Consider the following 17,305-nt stretch of genomic DNA (forward strand, 5'->3'; position numbering starts at 1 on the left):
CAAGCCGTCACAGGGAGCCGTCATGTCCGCCATTCCAGATGAACTCGCACTGGCCGTGCTCGTCGTCGTACTGTTCGCTTCGCGCCGCTACGACCTGCCGTCGTCGATCAGGGAGGACACGACCGCGCTCGGGTACGGGATCGGCATCTGCGGCTATGTATCCGTATCCGTGCTGCTGTACTTCGTGCTGTACTCGCTGTGCCTGAAGCTGTCGCTTCCCGCGCCCGCCTATCTGTCGCTGGCGCTGGCGCTGATCTGCTGGCGTCTGCCGGCGGCCTCGGTCGTCGATGCCAGGCTCAGGGAGAGCTTCCAGCGCGTCGCGGGGGCCCCGGACGAAGCCCGGCGCCTGGCGGCGATGCTGGGTCCCGAGCGATTCCGGCCGTCGAACGCATTGCAGCAGGAAGCGCGCGCCATCCTGCTGCTGCGCGGCTACGATGCGGACGACGACTGGCTGCCGGCGGCGGAGCCGGTGCGCAAGCTCTGGCTGCACGCCGCGATGTGCTTCTTCCTCGTGAAGGACTGGGAAAAGCATGATGCGGATCCGGGGTTCAGGCGCTTCATGAACGGCAGGGCGCGCCAGGATTTCGACAGCCTTCGGCAGCGCTTCGACCAGCTCTCCTGCCAGGTGGTGCGGGTGATGGCGACGGTGGAGAAGCTCGCCGATCTCTGGGTCGAGGAAGCGGATGCCGACGGCGGCGGCCCTCGCGCCGACGACAAGCGGCTGATCGTGACGGAGCTGATCTCCGACCTGCGGGAAGATATTGAATTCTTCGTCGACAATCTCTCGCTCTTCATTGCGCGCGGCGTGCTGTCGTGCTCGCTGACCGACGCCCGGCGCCAGCGCCGCCTGTCGCGCATGGGTTTCCGCACCGCCCCCCTGGCGCCCTCGCTGTCGGCAACGCTTTTCTGGATCGGCTTGTTCTATTTCTTCGCATTTGCCGTGGCGGCCCTGCTTTACGGCAGCACGCCCCTGCATCGCCCCGAAGGCGCGCTGTGGATCCTGGTGCTGGCGGCGACCCAGACGATCGCGGTCGCGGTCGCGATCGTGCCCAAGCGCATGGCCGGCTTCGCCAACGAAGACCTGTACGGGAATACGCCCTGGGCCTTCGTGCTCGGCGCCGGCGTGGCGGCGGTGGCGCTCGCCGTCATGCTGCGGATTCTGCTGATTCCCAACGCGATGGAGAGGCTGAACTCGGCGCCCGTCTTCTGGCTGCTCAGCCCGTTCAGCACCGCCGCGACAACTGCGTGGCTGGTGCAGGACAGCCGCTGGTCGCATACCGGACTGCTGCGCGCGCGGCGCTCGCTCGATGCGCTGGTGCTCACGATCGCCGCCGGCGCCACCACCGTCATCGTGCGCTCGCTTCAGTTCCTCGTATTCGATCAGGCCTGGTCGGTCTCGCGCCTGCCGTTCGATGCCGGCATGGCGCTGGCGGTCGGCGTGGTCGTCGGCTACAACGTGCCGTGGCGATTCCGCCATCGCGTGCCGGCCGTGGGGACAAGGACGGCGCGGAGCACGGGCCGGGGCCTGTTCGCATTACTGCGCACGCATGCTTTGCCGGGATCGGGGTCGGGCCGCTGAACGAGGAGACTGACATGCCGTTTTTTCTGCATCAATGGAAGTACAAGGATCATGAAGTCAAGGCGATGCTGGAGAACGAGCAGAACCGCGAGCATGTGGTCAGCCTCGCGGTGGAGGCCTTCGGCGGCAACCTGCACCAGTTCTTCTTCTGCTTCGGCTCCTACGACGGCATCGCCATATCGGAATTCCCGGACAGCGAGGCCGCGCTCGCCTGCGTGATGACCATCACCAGCCATGGCGGATTGGCGCGCTGCGAAACCACCGCGCTCTTCAACGTGGAGGAAGGCATGGCCGCCATGAGCCATGCGAACAATGTGATGGAGGGCGACTCGCCCTACCAGGCGCCGAGCCGCACGCACTGAGTCCACCACCGCGCATACCGATCGATCTACAGTGAGGTCCCGCCATGAGCATTTTCGAGCGCCATCACGGCATCGTCATCGAACTGCCCGACGACATGACCGCCAGCGACCGCGATCGCGCCGACGAAATCATGGCAAGCCTCCGCGGGCGGCTCCTGCCCTCGGGACCGGTACCGATGCCCGGCGCTGCAGGCCCGGTCGGCGACGACCTCGCGCTCGCGATGACGGAACAAGGCATGGATCTGCTCGACAGTTTCGAGCTGCGCCGGTCGGCGCCCGACACGGGGCGTCGCGGCGGCGGGGCCGGCCGGGTGTCGATCGATCTCGCCGGGCATGAGGATGCGGTGCTGCTGCTTGAACAGGACGGCGTCTATGCCTGGCGCCACGCCGACGGCGCCGCCACCGTCCACGAGCCGGCGCGCCGGCGGGGGCCGCTGGTGACGCCCGCGCGCAAGCGTCTCGTGTTCCAGCTTGCGCCCCCGGGCGGCACCGGCGCCGGGCCCCGGCGCGGCCTGATCGATGAGATCGGCGGATCGGTGCTGCGCGCCTGGGTGCTCAGGTTCGCGGCGCGTCACGCGCTGGCGACGGTGATCAGGGTGCTCGAGCGGAATGTGCGGCATCGGCTCGTGCATCTCGCGGGCACGCGGCTCGAGGACTGGCGTCCGCTCGAAAAACCGGCCGACCTGCGACTGCCGACGGATCGTGCGGCGCGCATCCTGCTTCTGGTGCACGGCACGTTCAGCAGCACCGCCGGCAGCTTTCATGCCCTGACGGCCACATCCTGGGGACGGACGTTTCTGACTGCCGCGCTCGGGCAATACGACTGCGTGCTCGGCTTCGACCATCCCACGCTCGGCCACGATCCGGCGGAGAACGCCAGCGAGCTGCTGGCTGCGCTGGAACACGTGGCCGGCACCGCGGCCCACAGCATCGACATGATCGGCTTCAGCCGGGGCTGCATGGTCGCCCGCAGCCTGGCCGAACTGCTGCTCCCGGCCATGGAGGATGGACCGCGCGTGCGGCGGCTGATACTCGTGGGCGCGACCAATGCGGGCACGCGTCTGGCCGAACCGAAGAACTGGGAATGCCTGGCCGACCTCTACACCAATCTCGCCGTCGATGCCTGCCGCCTGATGCAGCTGTTTCCGGCGGCCGCGCCGGCGGCGACGATACTGAAGGAATCCCTGGCATCGCTCGGAGCGCTGGTGAAATACACCGCCGTGGCCGCGTTGGAGGAGCGTCTCGCACCCGGCCTCGCCGCGCTCGCGCCCGGCGGAGAGTTCGCGGCCCGGCTCAACCGCGAGCAGTCCGGCGCCGGCTTCGAATCCTTTTACTACCTCGTATCGTCGGAGTTCGACGCGGCACTCGCGGGAAGGGATGACGGCTTGCCGCGGCGTTTGCTGAGCTGGGTGCTGGACCTGGCCGCCGACAAGTTCATGAACTGCGCCAACGACCTTGTCGTCGACCTGGGGTCGATGGGACTGGCCGCGCCCAGGCCGGGCGTGTTCGTGCAGGGGAAGCTTGCGTTCGGCGCCAATCCCAACATCCACCACACCGCCTATTTCCTCCGGCCGGAACTCACCCAGGCCATGGGCCGCTGGCTCGATGCGGGATCGGTGCAGGCCGATGCCGGGGCGGCGCCGGACGACTGGCTCGCCTGCGCCGTGGTCGAGAAAAAGATCCGCGTTCTTCCGGCCGGCGCGCCCCTGTCGGCGCTGCGGGACCGGGCCGGCGAGACCCCGGATTACCTGGTGATCGAACGCCGCGCCGGCGACACGGTGGACTACTACGTGCGGCCGCTGGCGGCAGTCAGGCAGGCGGTGGAGCGCACGGGAGCGCGGGACGACGACCCCAGCCTGGAGGAAGTCCTCGCCGATACCGCGCTGGCGCTGCGCGCGGGACATCCGTCGCCGGCAATCCGGGCCGGCGACGCCGTGCCGTCGCCGTCGGCGCCGCGCGACATGTTCGTCCTGCTCAAGGGCGACCTGCCGGTCGCCGTCGCCTGGCCGCCGGGCATGGCGCCGCTGTCGCGACTGCGGCAGCTGATGCCGTCCGACGAGTTGCGTCACCGGGGCACGGAGCCGCGCCGGCGCATGCGCGGGGGTGGCGGTGGAACCCGCGGCCGGACATGGGAAACGCCCGAGCCGGCGGAAGATCGTCAACACCGCGATCACTACTACTTCGGCGCCTCGATGAAGGAGAACATCGCCGCCGGGCGCACTGAAACCGTCCGGGTCCTGATTTCCCGCGACCGGCTGGAACAGCAGAGCGGCATCGCGAGCAGCATGTCCGACGCCCGCTTGCCGGCGTCGCGCCCGGGAGCGGACGAGCCGATGCTGATCATTCAGCTCATACCGAAGACCAATCTGGAGATCGTCGGCGAGGACCGCTACACGCTCGCACCGGAGTCGGTGACGGGAGAGGTCGAGCTGATGTTCGACATCAGGGCCACCGCTTCCGGCGACGGCGAGCTGTGGGTGCTGGTGCGGCATGGCGCGCTGCGGCTGGCCACGCTGACCCTGAAAACCAGGATCGCCAGCGGTACGGCGGCGCAGACCTCACGCAGCAGCGCCGCCGCCAGCAGCACGATGGACGAGGCGGCCGATGCCGGCTTGCCCGTCCTGCAGATATTCGAAAGACGCAACGGCGACAGGGACAGTTTTCTGTTCGCGCTCGATCTCGGAGACGGCCATTACGTGACCGCCGACTCGGCGCCGCTGCGCGCCGATCGCCAGGAATATGTGAGCGGCCTTTATGCCGAGATCGAAGAGCGCTGGCTCGGCAGCCAGCACGATTACGAGGCGTTCAATCAGGAACTGCGCGCTTTTGGCGGCTCGCTGTTCGACCAGCTTGTTCCGGTCCCGATACAGCGCGCGCTCTGGCCGCTGCGCGACCGGCTGCGCGCGATCCATGTGCTGTCGGAAGAGCCCTTCATCCCCTGGGAGCTCGTGCATCTCAAGCCGCCCCCGGAGAACGGGCTTGCGCGGCCGCTGCCGGCGGAGCCGCATTTCCTCGGGCAGAAAGGACTGGTGCGCTGGCTGCACAACTATCGCAATGCGCCGCGCGAGCTTGTCGTGCGCCCAGGGAAAGTCTTCCACGCGATCCCCGATTATCCCCATCCCGACTACCGGCTGCCGGCGGCGCAGAAGGAGATAGGCTTTCTCGAAGCCGAACTCGGGTCGCGCTGGGCGGGCAGCGACTCGTTGTCGCTGATCACGCGGCTGGGCCAGCCGGGCGCCGTCGACATTTTCCATTTTTCCGGGCACGGCGAGGCGGACGCGCGCGGCGCGCATGCGGCCCGCATCCTGCTGGAAGGCAGGGTCGAAGCCGGAAAGTACGTGCCCGACTATCTGCGCGCGGACGCGGTGAAACAGCATGCCTGTCTGTGCGGCGACGAAGGCAACCGGCCGGTCGTCGTGCTCAATGCCTGCCAGGTCGGGCGCGCCGGCTGGCACCTGACCAGCATCGGGGGATTCGCCGAAGCCTTCCTGTGCGCGGGCGCCGGCGTGTTCGTCGGCACGCTGTGGGCGGTGGGCGACCAGCCCGCGCAGGCCTTCACCGAACGCTTCTACACCGCGCTCAGGGACGGCGAGCGTCTCGCCGAGGCAGCCATCGCGGCCAGGGAGGGCGCGCGCGAGGCCGGCGAAGCGACCTGGCTCGCCTATGCGGTCTATGGTCATCCGCATGCCGTCGTGCGCTTCGGGTACTGAGTCCGGCAAAAGAAAAAGCCTGCGCGAGGCAGGCCGGAGAAATGCAGGGGAGGGCGGGGTAAAGCGGCCTACTTGCCCGGATCCTTCACATCGGCGAACTTGTCGAACTCGACGTTGTAGACCTCGCCGTTGACCTTCTCCACCCTGCGGATGTAGACCGTCTGCACCACGTCGCGCGTGGCCGGATCGATGACGATGGGGCCGCGCGGGCTGTTGATCTTCATGCCCTTGAGCGCGGCCATCGCCTTGTCGCCGTCGATCTTGCCATTGAGCTTCTTGCTGACTTCATAGATGGCATGAATGCCGTCATAGGCGGCGACCGCCATGAAGTTCGGACGGCCCGCACCCGGATTGGCATCGGCGAAATGCTTCAGGAAGGTCTTGTTCTCGGGCGAGTCGTGCGCGGCCGAGTAGTGGAAGCTGGTCGTCACCCCGAGCACCGCGTCGCCCATCGCGGGCAGCACATGGTCGTCGGTCAGGTCGCCGGTGGCGATCACCTTGATGCCCGCCTCGGCCAGTCCGCGCTCGCGATAACCCTTCATGAAGGCGACGCCCTGTTCGCCCGCCGGCACGAAAATGAACACCGCCTCCGGCCTGGCGTCCTTGATGCGCTGGATGTAGGGCGCAAATTCGGGATTGCGCAGCGGCACCCGTATCGATTCCATCACCTGCCCGCCGCCGCCCACGAAATTGGTCTTGAACGCCGTCTCGGCATCGATGCCGGGGCCATAGTCGGCGACCAGGGTCACGACTTTCTTGATGCCGTTCTTCACTGCCCAGGTGCCCATCGGCGCGGAAATCTGCGGCAGCGTCATCGACACGCGCGCGACGTAATTGGACTTGGTGGTGATCACCGAGGTCGCCGCATTCATGATGATCATCGGCTTCTTCGCCTGTTCCGCGACCGGCGCCGCGGCCAGCGCTTCCGGCGTCAGGCCGAAGCCGGCGAGAAAGTCGACCTTGTCGCGCACCACCAGCTCCTGCGCATGACGCTTGGCGATTTCCGGCACCGGCCCGGTGGTGTCCTTGATGATGAGTTCGATCTTCTTGCCGGCGACCTTGTCGCCATGCTGCTTCATGTAGGCCCTGATGCCGCCCTCCATCTGCTTGCCATAGTCGGCGAACGGTCCGGAGAACGGCGCGATCAGTCCCACCCTGATCGTTTCCTGGGCCACGGCGGACGCGGTGGCCATGCAGGCGCCGAGCAGGGCGAGGGATGCGGCGAGGGTTTTCATTGTCATGCTTGTCTCCTTTTTTATCGGCCGGTGACCGGCTTTGTTCAAAGCCCTGCAACGCAGGGCAGTCTGGAAATCATAGCTCAAGCGATCGGCTCGTATGGCAGGCCCACGTAGTTCTCCGCGATCGTCGTCCTGCCCGCCGCCGAATGCGTGAAATAGTCGAGATCGGCGAGCTGCATGCGGCGCGAGAACGGGTCGTCGTCGAGGCGGTGCAGCAGCGAGGTCATCCACCACGAGAACCGTTCCGCCTTCCAGATCCGCCGCAGGCAGGCCGGGGAATATTGTTCGAGGATATCCTCCCGGCCCTCGCGGTAGCGGATCGACAGCACGCGGTGCAGGGTGCGCACGTCGCTCGCCGCCAGGTTCAATCCCTTCGCCCCGGTCGGCGGGACGATATGCGCCGCGTCGCCGACGAGGAACATGCGGCCGAACTTCATCGGCTCCGCCACGAAGCTGCGCAGCGGCGCGATGCTTTTCTCGATGGACGGTCCGGTGGTGAGCGAGGCGGCCACATCTTCCGGCAGGCGCCGCCGCAGCTCGTCCCAGAAGCGGTCGTCGCTCCAGTCGTCCACCCTGTCGTCCAGGCTGCATTGCACGTAATAGCGGCTGAGCGTATCCGAGCGCATGCTGCACAGCGCGAAACCGCGCTCATGGCTGGCATAGATCAGCTCGGGCGCAGCCGGTGGCGTGCGCGACAGGATGCCGAGCCAGCCGAAGGGATAGACCCTTTCGAAACAGGTGATCGCCTCACGCGGCACCGACTGGCGGCACACACCGTGAAAGCCGTCGCAGCCCGCGATGTAGTCGCACTCGATATCGACGCGTTCGCCGTCCTTGAGGAAGCTCACCCGCGGCGTGTCGCCGTAGAAGCCTTCCGGCTTCACATCGCGCGCCTCGTAGAAGGTCACGCCGCCCGCGGCCTCCCTGGCCGCCATCAGATCGCGCGTCACCTCGGTCTGACCGTACACCATCACCGTCTTGCCCCCGGTCAGGGCCTTGAGATCGATGCGTTCCCGCCGCCCGGCGAAGGCCAGGGAAAAGCCTTCGTGCACGTGGCCTTCGCGGTCCATGCGTTCCCCGGCGCCGGCCTCGCGCAACAAATCGGCGCTGCCCTGTTCGAGGACGCCGGCGCGGATGCGGCCGAGCACATATTCGGCCGATTTTGCCTCCACGATCACGCTGGAAATCCCCTCGCGCTGCAGCAACTGCCCGAGCAGCAGGCCCGAGGGACCGGCGCCGATGATCGCCACCTGGGTCTTCATGTTCCTCTCCTCGCGTTGTCGTCCTTATTCCGACATGTTGACGCGGCGAGTACCCCGGGGGAATGGACAGAATTATCAAAGAATTGTACTTTTCGAATATTTTCCGGGTATTGAAGACGCAACCGCGCAGCGGCGGAGGAGACAGCATGAACAGATCCCCGGCAGTGCCCACATACAAGCTCTATGGCGAACTGGATGCCTGGCCCGCGGCGGACATGGTGCACTGGGAGTCGATCGCCGAGCGCAGCCGATTGCACAATTGGCATATCAACCCGCACCGCCATGTCGGGCTGTTCCAGCTGCTCTGCCTCGACGAGGGCGAGGCCGCCGTACAGATCGACGACAGCCGGCATGCGATGCGCGGCGGCCAGGTTCTCGCGGTACCGCCGTCCTGCATCCATGGCTTCGACTTCGACCGCGACGCGATCGGCAGCGTGATCACGATTGCCCTGCCGCTCGCGCAAAAACTGCTGGCGCCGATCGACGGCGGCCTGCTGCGGCTGGCCCGCCCGACCTTCCACACCTTCGCCGACGATCCCGCGGGCGCGCATCTGCAGCAACTGTTCGGCGCCTTCGCTCATGAGTACCGTTCGCGCCAGCCGTTCCGCAACGCCCTGATGGAAACCCTGCTTGCCGCCCTGCTGATCGGGCTGTCGCGCCCCCTTGCGGCGCATGCCGAGAGCCACGCGGGGCAGCGCGGCGGCAGCAGCTTTGCCCGCTTCTGCGCGCTGGTCGAGCAGTGGCATGCAAAGCACTACCCGGTCACCCGCTACGCGGCCGAACTCGGCATCACCGCCGCGCATCTGAACCTGCTGTGCAGGCAGGCCGCCGGCCGTTCCGCGCTCGAGATGATTCACGAGCGGCTATTACTCGAAGCCAAGCGCAGCCTCGTCTACTCCTCCATGAGCATCGCCGAGGTCTCCTATGCCATCGGCTTCGCCGATCCGGCCTACTTCACCCGGTTCTTCAAGCAGCGTGCGGGCGTCGGCCCCAGGGAGTTTCGCCGCGCGGCCGAGCTGCATATCGCTGCCGCATGAATCGCAGGCGTTGCAAAAGCGCCGGACCGAGGTAGACATAAAGACAATGTTTCCCTACACTGCATGAGTTTCAAAAAAGGCAATAAGCCTGCAGGCAGCACTTCATAAGAGTTTCCCCCAAAGAGGGCGAATCACACGGTCGGCCATTAATTGGCCGACTGCCGGAGCGGGAATGTGCAACCACCACTTCTTTGCTTCCTAGCCGATGATTTCAGATAGTTTGTTGCGCGCGCTCGTACGTGCGCCTGCCGTGCTGGCGCTCATCGCGTCGGCGTCCATCCTTGCCGCGCCCGCCGCGGCCCAGTCCGGCGCGGGTCGCCTCGTCGGCGGCACGAGCACCGGCGCAACACCGATGCAATGCGGCCCGGCGTCCACCGGCGCCACCTGCGATGCGCCCGCCGTGGCCGCACGCCAGAGCGGCACGGGAATCGTCACCGGCGGCGGCAACCCGATCAACATCATCACCGGCAACAAGTACCAGCGCGAAGTCGACATGCCGGCGCTGCCCGGCGTGCTCGGCCTGGAACTGGTCCGTCACTACAACAGCGGCTTTTCCCGGCCCGCCGACGCCAACGGCATCATCGGCCGCGGCTGGCGCCTCTCCTACGAGACCGACCTCTTCGTGCGCGGCAACAGCCTGCACATCCTGCAGGCCGACGGCTCGCGCCTGATCTTCCACCGCGATCCCAAAGACCCCGGTACCTGCGCCAGCGACGACCCCTCGCGCGGCAAAATCACCATCCGCGACACCCCCGAAGGCCCCGAATACACCTGGCACTGGCCGGAAGGCCGGCAACTGCTGTTCAACCCCCAGGGCCGGCTGGTGCAGATCCTCGCGCCCACCGGCGAATTCGTCTCCCTGCAGCGCGCGCTCAACGGCGACCTGCTCAAGGTCACCGATCCCCAGGGCCGCAGCCTGCAGCTGCGCTATCTCGACCGCCAGGCCGCCGCCAGGAACGACCGCTACCAGGGCGTGGTCGCCATCGACACCCCGGTCGGGGAATTCCGCTACGAGTACGGAAACCAGGCGCCCAGGGGCAGCGACATCCACCCCGACCGCCTGCTGGCCACCCTGGTGCGCGTGCACCTGCCGGCCAGCTACGACCACGACAGGAAGCGCCATGCCTGGACCGAGCGCGGCACCACCACCAGCACCGTCACCCGCCACTACCACCACGAAGACCCGAGACACCCGACGCTGCTGACCGGCATCAGCGTCAGCGGAACCGGCAGCGACGGCCGCGCGATGCAGGAGCGCGTCTCCACCTATGCCTACGACGCGGCAGGCAAGGGCATTCTCAGCGTCCGGGGCGAGCCCCTGCGGCACGATGCGCAGGGCAAGCCCGTGCCCGGCACCGGCGTCGGGCAGGTCGGCTTCGACCGCAGCCAACCCGGCGTCACCCGGCTCACCAACAGCCTCGGCCAGGTCACCGTCTTCCGGCACGCGATCATCGGCGGCGAATACCGGATGCTGGAAGTGCGCGGGCCGGGATGCGACGGCTGCGGCGAGACCAATGTGCGCTACGGCTACGACCGGCTTGGGCGCGTGACCGAAACCACCCGGCTCAACGACGAGGGCCTGCCGCTGGAGACCACCCGGATCGAGAGAGACGCGCTCGGCCGGCACATCCGTGTCGCAAGACTTCGTCACAGCGACGGCAAACCCGGCAAACCCGACATCCTCGCAAGCTATGACTATCCCCGCGTCAGCGAGCGCCAGAACGAGCCGTCGTCGATATCGCGGCCGAGCGTCGTGCCCGGCAAGCAGCACACGACCCGGATCAGCTACAACGCCTCAGGACAGCCAGTCCGCATCGAAGAAACCGGCTGGTCCCCGGGCGCAGGCGGGACGCAGGCGCGTCCGATCGCGCGCGGCACGAGCATCGAGTACATCCGCATCAATGGCCGCAGCCTGCCCGTCGCCCTGCGACAGGACGGCGAAACCGGCGAACGCATCCGCATTGAATACGATGCGCGCGGCAGCTACCCTGTGAAGATCATGACTGCGGACGGCGACAGCACCGAAATCCTCGACCGTGCAGTGGATGGCCGGGCGCGCAGGCTGCGCGTGCGCGACGGCGAGCGAAGCACGCTCGTCGCCATCGACTATCTTGCCAGCGGGCAGATCAAAAGCATTACCCGGACCGCCGACTCTCCCGGCCAGAACGCCGCCGAGCGGCGACTCGGCGCGCAGTACGATGCCCTCGCAAGGCTTACCGAACTGCGCCTGCCTGCCCAGGTGCTGCGCATGCTTCCCGGCGGCGACTCCGCCACCGCGCAGCCGCCCGCTCAGCTTGCCGCGAGCCGGGAGCCGATGGCGGAGCGCCTCGTTTTTGGGACCGGCGAAGCGGGCAGCGCGGCCGAGCGCGAAGTGACAGAGATCGCCCTGCACGGCCCGGCCGGTGCCGAGCCTGTCGGCAAGCGCTGGCTCGACGACTTCGGGCGCCTCGTCGCGCTGGAGTATCGCGGCCAGGGCATTTCACGCGCAAGCTACGACGGCGGCAGCGAAAGACTGAAGGCCGTCACCGACGGCGCCGGCATCGAGACCCGCCTGTACTACGACCAGCACGGCAAGCCGCGCCTGCTTGAACGCCGTGACCGCACTGGGCAAGTTCTGGAGCGTATCGAATACAAGCACTCCGGACGCCTGCTCGCCGAGCAGGCAAGATACGGCGCCGACAACAAGGGCAGACCGGACAGCCTCATCCGCAGAACCTACAACGCCTTCGGTCAGGTCACCGACGAATACCAGCAGTCGGGCGAGTTCGCCTACACCGTGCACCATCGATACGACAGCGAAGGCAGGGTCGCGAAAACGTGGCTGAGCGAACACACTGCAGGCGCAGTCCAGGCACTTCCGCCGATCCGTTTCCGCTACAGCAGCGACGACGGAGGCAACCACCCCGAAGCCATCACAGCCGAATCCGGATGGATGGGCAGCAGGCAGGTCGCGTCGGAGATCAAATGGCTCGCGCCAGTGCACTCCAATGGGCAAGACCTTTCGCCCGACAGGATCGCATCGGTCGCCGCCGGCTGGCGATTCGGCAACGGTCTCGTCGCCAGGAGCGAGTACCAGCAGAACAAGGCGCCGGCACTTCCATGGACACTGCTCGCCCATCACGACGGCATACACGCCCACGCGATTACCAGCGATGCCACAGGCCGCATCCTCGCCGCAAGCCGCCAGGCCCGCGAGCTGCGCGGTACCCGGGCCGGCACGCCGTCCTCACCGTCCACCGCGTCAGGCACGCCTGCCATTCCAACCGCCACAAGCAAGACCGCACTCCCGCCGTCTCCCGCCGCGGTCGAAGCCGAATTCGACCCCGCCGGCCGCCGGCGCACATACCGCCACAACGCCCAGGACTACGAACTGACCTGGTCGGCAGCCGGTGAACTGGCAGCGCTGCGCGATCGCGACCAGCCAATCGCGACCTACCTGTACGACGCCGAGGGCAGACGCATTGCGAAGACAGTGACCGGCCAACCGGCCGCCAGCCGCCGCTTCATCTACAGCGGCAAACGGCTCATTGCCGAAGCCGACGGCGCAGGCAAGATCATCAGGCAATACATCCATCTCGGCTGGCGTCCGATCGCCTGGATGGAACCCGCCCGCGGCGTCGTCGAGCGTGCCCGCGAGTACATCACCGGCCCCAGGCTCGTCTATCTCCACACCGACCACCGCGGCGCCGTCACGGCCGCCACAGACGATGAAAAATCCATCCTGTGGTCGGCCCAACTCGACGACCGAGGCAATACCAGCCCAGCCGCAGGACAAGGTCAGACCTTCGAACAACCGCTACGCCTGGTCAATCAGTACGCCGACGCGGAGAGCGGCCTGCACTACAACCTCGCCCGCTACTACGACCCTGCAACCGGAGCATTCCTCAGCCCCGATCCGGCCGGCTTCGATGCCGGCTATCTCGACCTCTATTCGTATGCGAACGGGGACATGCTGAACCTCGTGGATCCGGATGGGTGGGCGACGATCACCTACTACCTGATAGACACGGCGCGGGACCGCAACCCAAAAACTCCGGGACAGTACCGCTGGGCGTTTTGGATCAGGGACATAGGCATCGAACCAAACTTGAACATCCTCTACGACAGAGATGGAAGTTTCGTGAGAACTCCCAATCCTCTGAATGAACGTACTTCCTTCGAGCGCACCTACATGACTTGGAATGAGGAAGCCGTGCCGCGCGGGCCAACCGTCGAGCAAAGGTTCGTGGACCACTATGTTAACGACATGATTTCTCCAGACAGTTTCAGCATGCATCTGGATGACAGGGCCGCGCTGCAAATACTTGAAGACCTGCAACGCCATGGCGACGTAGTCAGGAAGTACTATGGCTGCGCAGGACAGCCAGGAGCGGCGGACACTCAATTCAAACTCGTTCTCCCGCCCGCGAAACTGCGCAGCGTCACCCTCTATCCGGGAGGTGTCGCCGGCCAGAACGATTCACCGGAGGGTCGTATAGTCGACCAAGGTATCGACACGCTGACTTGCAAACAGGCGATGACTCCGGAAGAAGCGTTTGCAAGATTGAAGACGGCAATTCAGATCAAGGAATCGGGCGGCGCGGATTGTTCAAAAACCGGTTGTCCGGCCGCTACATGGAATCCGTCTGGAACTCCTGCCAGTTACGGGCCAACTCAATTCGTCGTGGGAACGTTTGTTGATCGACTGCTCGCATTCTCTAAGCCGAAGCGGCGATTGAAAGGTAGCAATCTAGTGCAGATCACTTTATATGAACTGCAGTCGAAGATGACTAAAACGGAGGAGAGGACACTTGGATTTGCCGATGACTCTGGTGGAGACACCGGTCTGAAGGACAGGTTAGAGAAAGCTCTATCGCGTGCTGTGCATGTCACGGGTGGCACCTTGAGAGGCAAGAAGATCGTGGGATGGCGAGATCGGTTAAGGCCTGAGACTCCCATTGAGCCTGCGGATCCGATTGCCGTTGATCAGTTCGCGGAAGAGACGGGTTTCTTGCATAGGCACGGAAGCACGACGAGCGAGGCTTACCAGATGTACACAAAAATTGTGAAGTGGCATCAGTTGATTGAAATCTTGCGGCCGATTAGAAGAACTGCACAAGGAAATCCAGACGAAGCACATGCACTAATTAAGAACGGCCAGCCAGGGATGTACGAACGGTATAAGCGATTACAGCGTGATTTGGGTTTTCAGGATAGGCAACTGAATGCGTACATAAAAAATCCAATTTGGAACGAAGGATGGCAGGGTTTCGCGTCTGCAGCAGTACTGACCGACAAAGTTTTGAAGGAGTATCTGATCGGCTCGCCGGACGCACTTTTTAAGGATAAGAATCGATTTGACATCGTTTCAGACCGAGAGATTAGATGGAAATACGCGCAATTTCGCGCAACCCATCAGGCGGATGAGGAACTTGAGATAGCGATGAGATTAGGGTATTTCCATAACACAGGGAACGAAGCAAAGAACATCTCTGAAGCTCGAAGTCTTAACTATGCAAAGCATCTGGGTGAGATTTGGAGTCGTGAATCAAAAAACAACCCGTGCGGCGTAAAGAACATAAATCGTTTTGATCTTGATCCAAAGAGAATGAGATGAATCCCTTAGAAAATCGTAAGAGCAGACAGAACCTCGGATTAATTGCGCTCATCGCGTTATTGATCGCTCTACCGGGTAGACCGGCAGGGGTAGATGCGCGTCGCGCGACGGCAGAACCTGAATGGGCGCTTCACCCCCCAGATTGCAAGCGCGACAAGGTGGCGTGGGCGCGCTTTGACCCATATGGAAGATGGATGGACAGTTTTGATAAGAATTGGCGAAATGACCTGAAACAGGTTGAACTCTATAAGAAGAATAAAGATGCTTGGCATGCGGCTTGGCTGAAGGAAGACGTGGTTGACACGACTTGGATAGATATCGACGGCGACGGTTGGTGCGATGTGATCACATCCGCCCACCGTGAATCCTATACCACGTTTAGCGGAAAACCGATTCTGCTGAAGGAGCCGCGAGGCATTTACCTGCGAACTAAGGACGGATTCAAATCGATGCTGCCAGGATCGAACACGGGTGAGTTCGAAGGATCGTCCATCACTGTGTACTGGGACTTAAAGGAGCGGTCGGCTGTTTTGATTAAACGCGTATTCCAGGGAAACCTTATAAGCGCCGGAGACGATCAAGAGAATCAATTTCACTTGCGTCACATGCTTCGGGGCGCTTTCACAAGTCTCGCAGCTGGCAAGCAGAACGTCTATCAGGACTATTACGTCGAAGTTGAGCCGCTCTTGTACAACGGCGTATTACCCGATGAAGTTGCGCGGCGGATCTGGGAAGAAGAGGCGCGGCGCGCAGGCGTTCAGGACCTATTCACGTGGTCTAAGTGACGGATGAGGATGTCATTTTCTTGATGCAAGACGAAGAGATAGAAATTTCAAGGAACGGAGGCCGTCGAGACGGCACGTTTTGTCCGGCTCGTCGCGAAGGAAGGCGGAAGTGGGCACCGACGGCGGCGCTTGTGTTTGTGTCGGCGAGCGCTGCTGCGCCGCTGGAACATGTCGAAGGTGTTGGTTCAGAGATGCACTCGCTCAGGTACGAGAGTTCTGGATGTGGGAAATCGTGGCGCAGGAATGATTTGGACAAGTGGTTGAAAACGGACTTTAGTTGGATCCCTGCAAAGAACGAAATGCCGTACTCGGTCGATGGGTCAAGAAATTACTTAGTCACCGAAAGGGAGTACGCGGTGGAAGTCGCTGCTTTGAAGGAAGAAATTGGAAAAAACGGGGTTGGTCACTTCAGCTCATTCGATCTGGAGCGGAGGGTACGTAGTGATCAAATGACTTGGCTCGACATAGATGGCGACCAGTTGTGTGATTTCATTGGCTGGAATTTCACTTATGACGGAGTTGGTGCTCGCGGTGAACAAGGGGGGACGAAGTACTACGTGTTCTTGCGAAGGGGTGAGGGCTTTAAGCTTGTCGACTATTCCGACAACAGCACTTCGCGCTGGGCGGGGTCACAGCAGCCTGATGCAATCATCGCTCTTTGGGTGCACGGCGACAACCGCCCGTTCCTAGTCGCCCGGTCTGAACTGAGCTTCATATCCGGGGAAAATATCGGCGTCATAGACAAGGTCGACAGCGACCAGGTTCAGTATCGATCCGCGCTTCGTTGGGACGCAAGGCAAGGCAGTTGGGAAAAATTTGATAGTCAGCGCGCCCGCGATTACGGGTCAGCAATCGCCAGGTTCATGTTGGAGAGTCATCCGCCTGGGGAAACCAGGTGCATCAGCACGCCCCTGCGCTGCGAATTGCCGCGTTGAGATGTTACGAATGTCAGCAGCATCTCCGCATTTGCGCGAGAAAAACATGCTCTAAATTGGAAGGGTCAAACTTGTCGTGGACCTTACTGAGTACTGTGAGAAGCTCGAAGTTCCTCGAGAAGAATTAGCTGAGGATCTTGCTCACTATGCCCCGTCACTAGACCTCAAGGTACCGATACACAATAACGTGCCCTGGTCGGCGATGGAAATTTCTCAGACGCGGCAGGCGCTGGCGGCTGTCGGCTTCGTGCATCGGAGCGGAGAAGAGAGCGCGATTACATGGATGGACTTCGACGGAGATGGAAACTGCGACTTGACTGCGACTGTTGGCGCAGGCGGGATGCGCTCGATTGAGAGAATGATGTTTTTTCGTGGTCTCGGCGAAGGAAGGTTCAGGCTTGTAGGCGCGTTTGCCACGGATATGGAAGCGGAGCTACTACGTATCCCTTACATTCCTGTGCGTATAGCGGGAGAGAGGCTGCCTACACTCATCGTTATAGGTGAAAGCCAGGGATTCTTCGCTGGCGTAACGCCGGTGGTGGGTTTGATTCATGCGATTCGGGATTCTCGAAAGGAGACCATCACCCGTCGAAGAGCCCTGTTAGCCGAGTTCTTGAAACGCTTTGCGGAGCGTACCCCAGAATCGCAAGTTAGGCGAAGCGTGGATTGCCTCGCGAAAATAAAATTCCCAAAGGCGCGTAGCAAGCCTTTCTGTAGAGGAGGACGGCCCGACGATTTTCCAGCTCTCGCTCCATTTCTGGCGCCCTTTCCATCATCTCAACCCAAATCCTGAAAGACCTA

Annotated in this window: 10 protein-coding genes; 8 read left to right on the plus strand and 2 right to left on the minus strand. The window is 63.6% G+C overall.

Annotation, left to right across the window (positions count from 1 at the left end; translation table 11 throughout):
• The first annotated feature begins 22 nt into the window (after positions 1-22).
• The 3 genes from NCCP691_RS02885 to NCCP691_RS02895 are packed head-to-tail and all read left to right on the plus strand — an operon-like array spanning position 23 to position 5,651.
• Positions 23-1,579, plus strand: a complete 1,557-nt coding sequence (locus tag NCCP691_RS02885) for a hypothetical protein (RefSeq protein WP_220806736.1) — start codon at positions 23-25, stop codon at positions 1,577-1,579.
• A gap of 14 nt (positions 1,580-1,593) precedes the next feature.
• Positions 1,594-1,941, plus strand: coding sequence for a GYD domain-containing protein (locus NCCP691_RS02890; RefSeq protein ID WP_220806737.1), 348 nt, complete (start codon positions 1,594-1,596; stop codon positions 1,939-1,941).
• A 44-nt stretch (positions 1,942-1,985) separates the two neighbouring features.
• Entirely contained in the window at positions 1,986-5,651 is a 3,666-nt protein-coding gene (locus tag NCCP691_RS02895; RefSeq protein WP_220806738.1) for a DUF7379 domain-containing protein, read from the plus strand.
• A 68-nt stretch (positions 5,652-5,719) separates the two neighbouring features.
• Here NCCP691_RS02895 and NCCP691_RS02900 read toward each other — a convergent pair whose 3' ends face one another.
• Both NCCP691_RS02900 and pobA read right to left on the minus strand, forming a co-directional pair.
• Positions 5,720-6,892 (minus strand): ABC transporter substrate-binding protein, encoded by a 1,173-nt coding sequence (locus NCCP691_RS02900; protein WP_220806739.1) that lies wholly within the window; start codon positions 6,890-6,892, stop codon positions 5,720-5,722.
• Between the two features lie 77 nt (positions 6,893-6,969).
• Positions 6,970-8,151, minus strand: a complete 1,182-nt coding sequence (gene pobA, locus NCCP691_RS02905) for a 4-hydroxybenzoate 3-monooxygenase (RefSeq protein ID WP_220806740.1) — start codon at positions 8,149-8,151, stop codon at positions 6,970-6,972.
• Between the two features lie 146 nt (positions 8,152-8,297).
• Here pobA and NCCP691_RS02910 point away from each other — a divergent pair, with 146 nt between their 5' ends.
• From NCCP691_RS02910 to NCCP691_RS02930, 5 genes are all read left to right on the plus strand, one after another.
• Positions 8,298-9,188 (plus strand): helix-turn-helix domain-containing protein, encoded by an 891-nt coding sequence (locus NCCP691_RS02910; RefSeq protein WP_220806741.1) that lies wholly within the window; start codon positions 8,298-8,300, stop codon positions 9,186-9,188.
• Positions 9,189-9,393: 205 nt separating this feature from the next.
• A complete protein-coding gene (locus NCCP691_RS02915; RefSeq protein ID WP_220806742.1) occupies positions 9,394-14,784 on the plus strand; it encodes a DUF6531 domain-containing protein in 5,391 nt (1,796 codons plus the stop codon).
• Positions 14,781-15,569, plus strand: a complete 789-nt coding sequence (locus tag NCCP691_RS02920; protein ID WP_220806743.1) for a hypothetical protein — start codon at positions 14,781-14,783, stop codon at positions 15,567-15,569. Before NCCP691_RS02915 ends, NCCP691_RS02920 begins: the two co-directional genes overlap by 4 nt.
• Before the next feature lie 23 nt (positions 15,570-15,592).
• Positions 15,593-16,504, plus strand: coding sequence for a hypothetical protein (locus tag NCCP691_RS02925; protein ID WP_220806744.1), 912 nt, complete (start codon positions 15,593-15,595; stop codon positions 16,502-16,504).
• A 76-nt stretch (positions 16,505-16,580) separates the two neighbouring features.
• Entirely contained in the window at positions 16,581-17,297 is a 717-nt protein-coding gene (locus NCCP691_RS02930) for a hypothetical protein (protein ID WP_220806745.1), read from the plus strand.
• Positions 17,298-17,305 lie beyond the last annotated feature (8 nt).

It is taken from the genome of Noviherbaspirillum aridicola (genome assembly GCF_019656455.1).
GTDB lineage: Bacteria > Pseudomonadota > Gammaproteobacteria > Burkholderiales > Burkholderiaceae_D > Noviherbaspirillum > Noviherbaspirillum aridicola.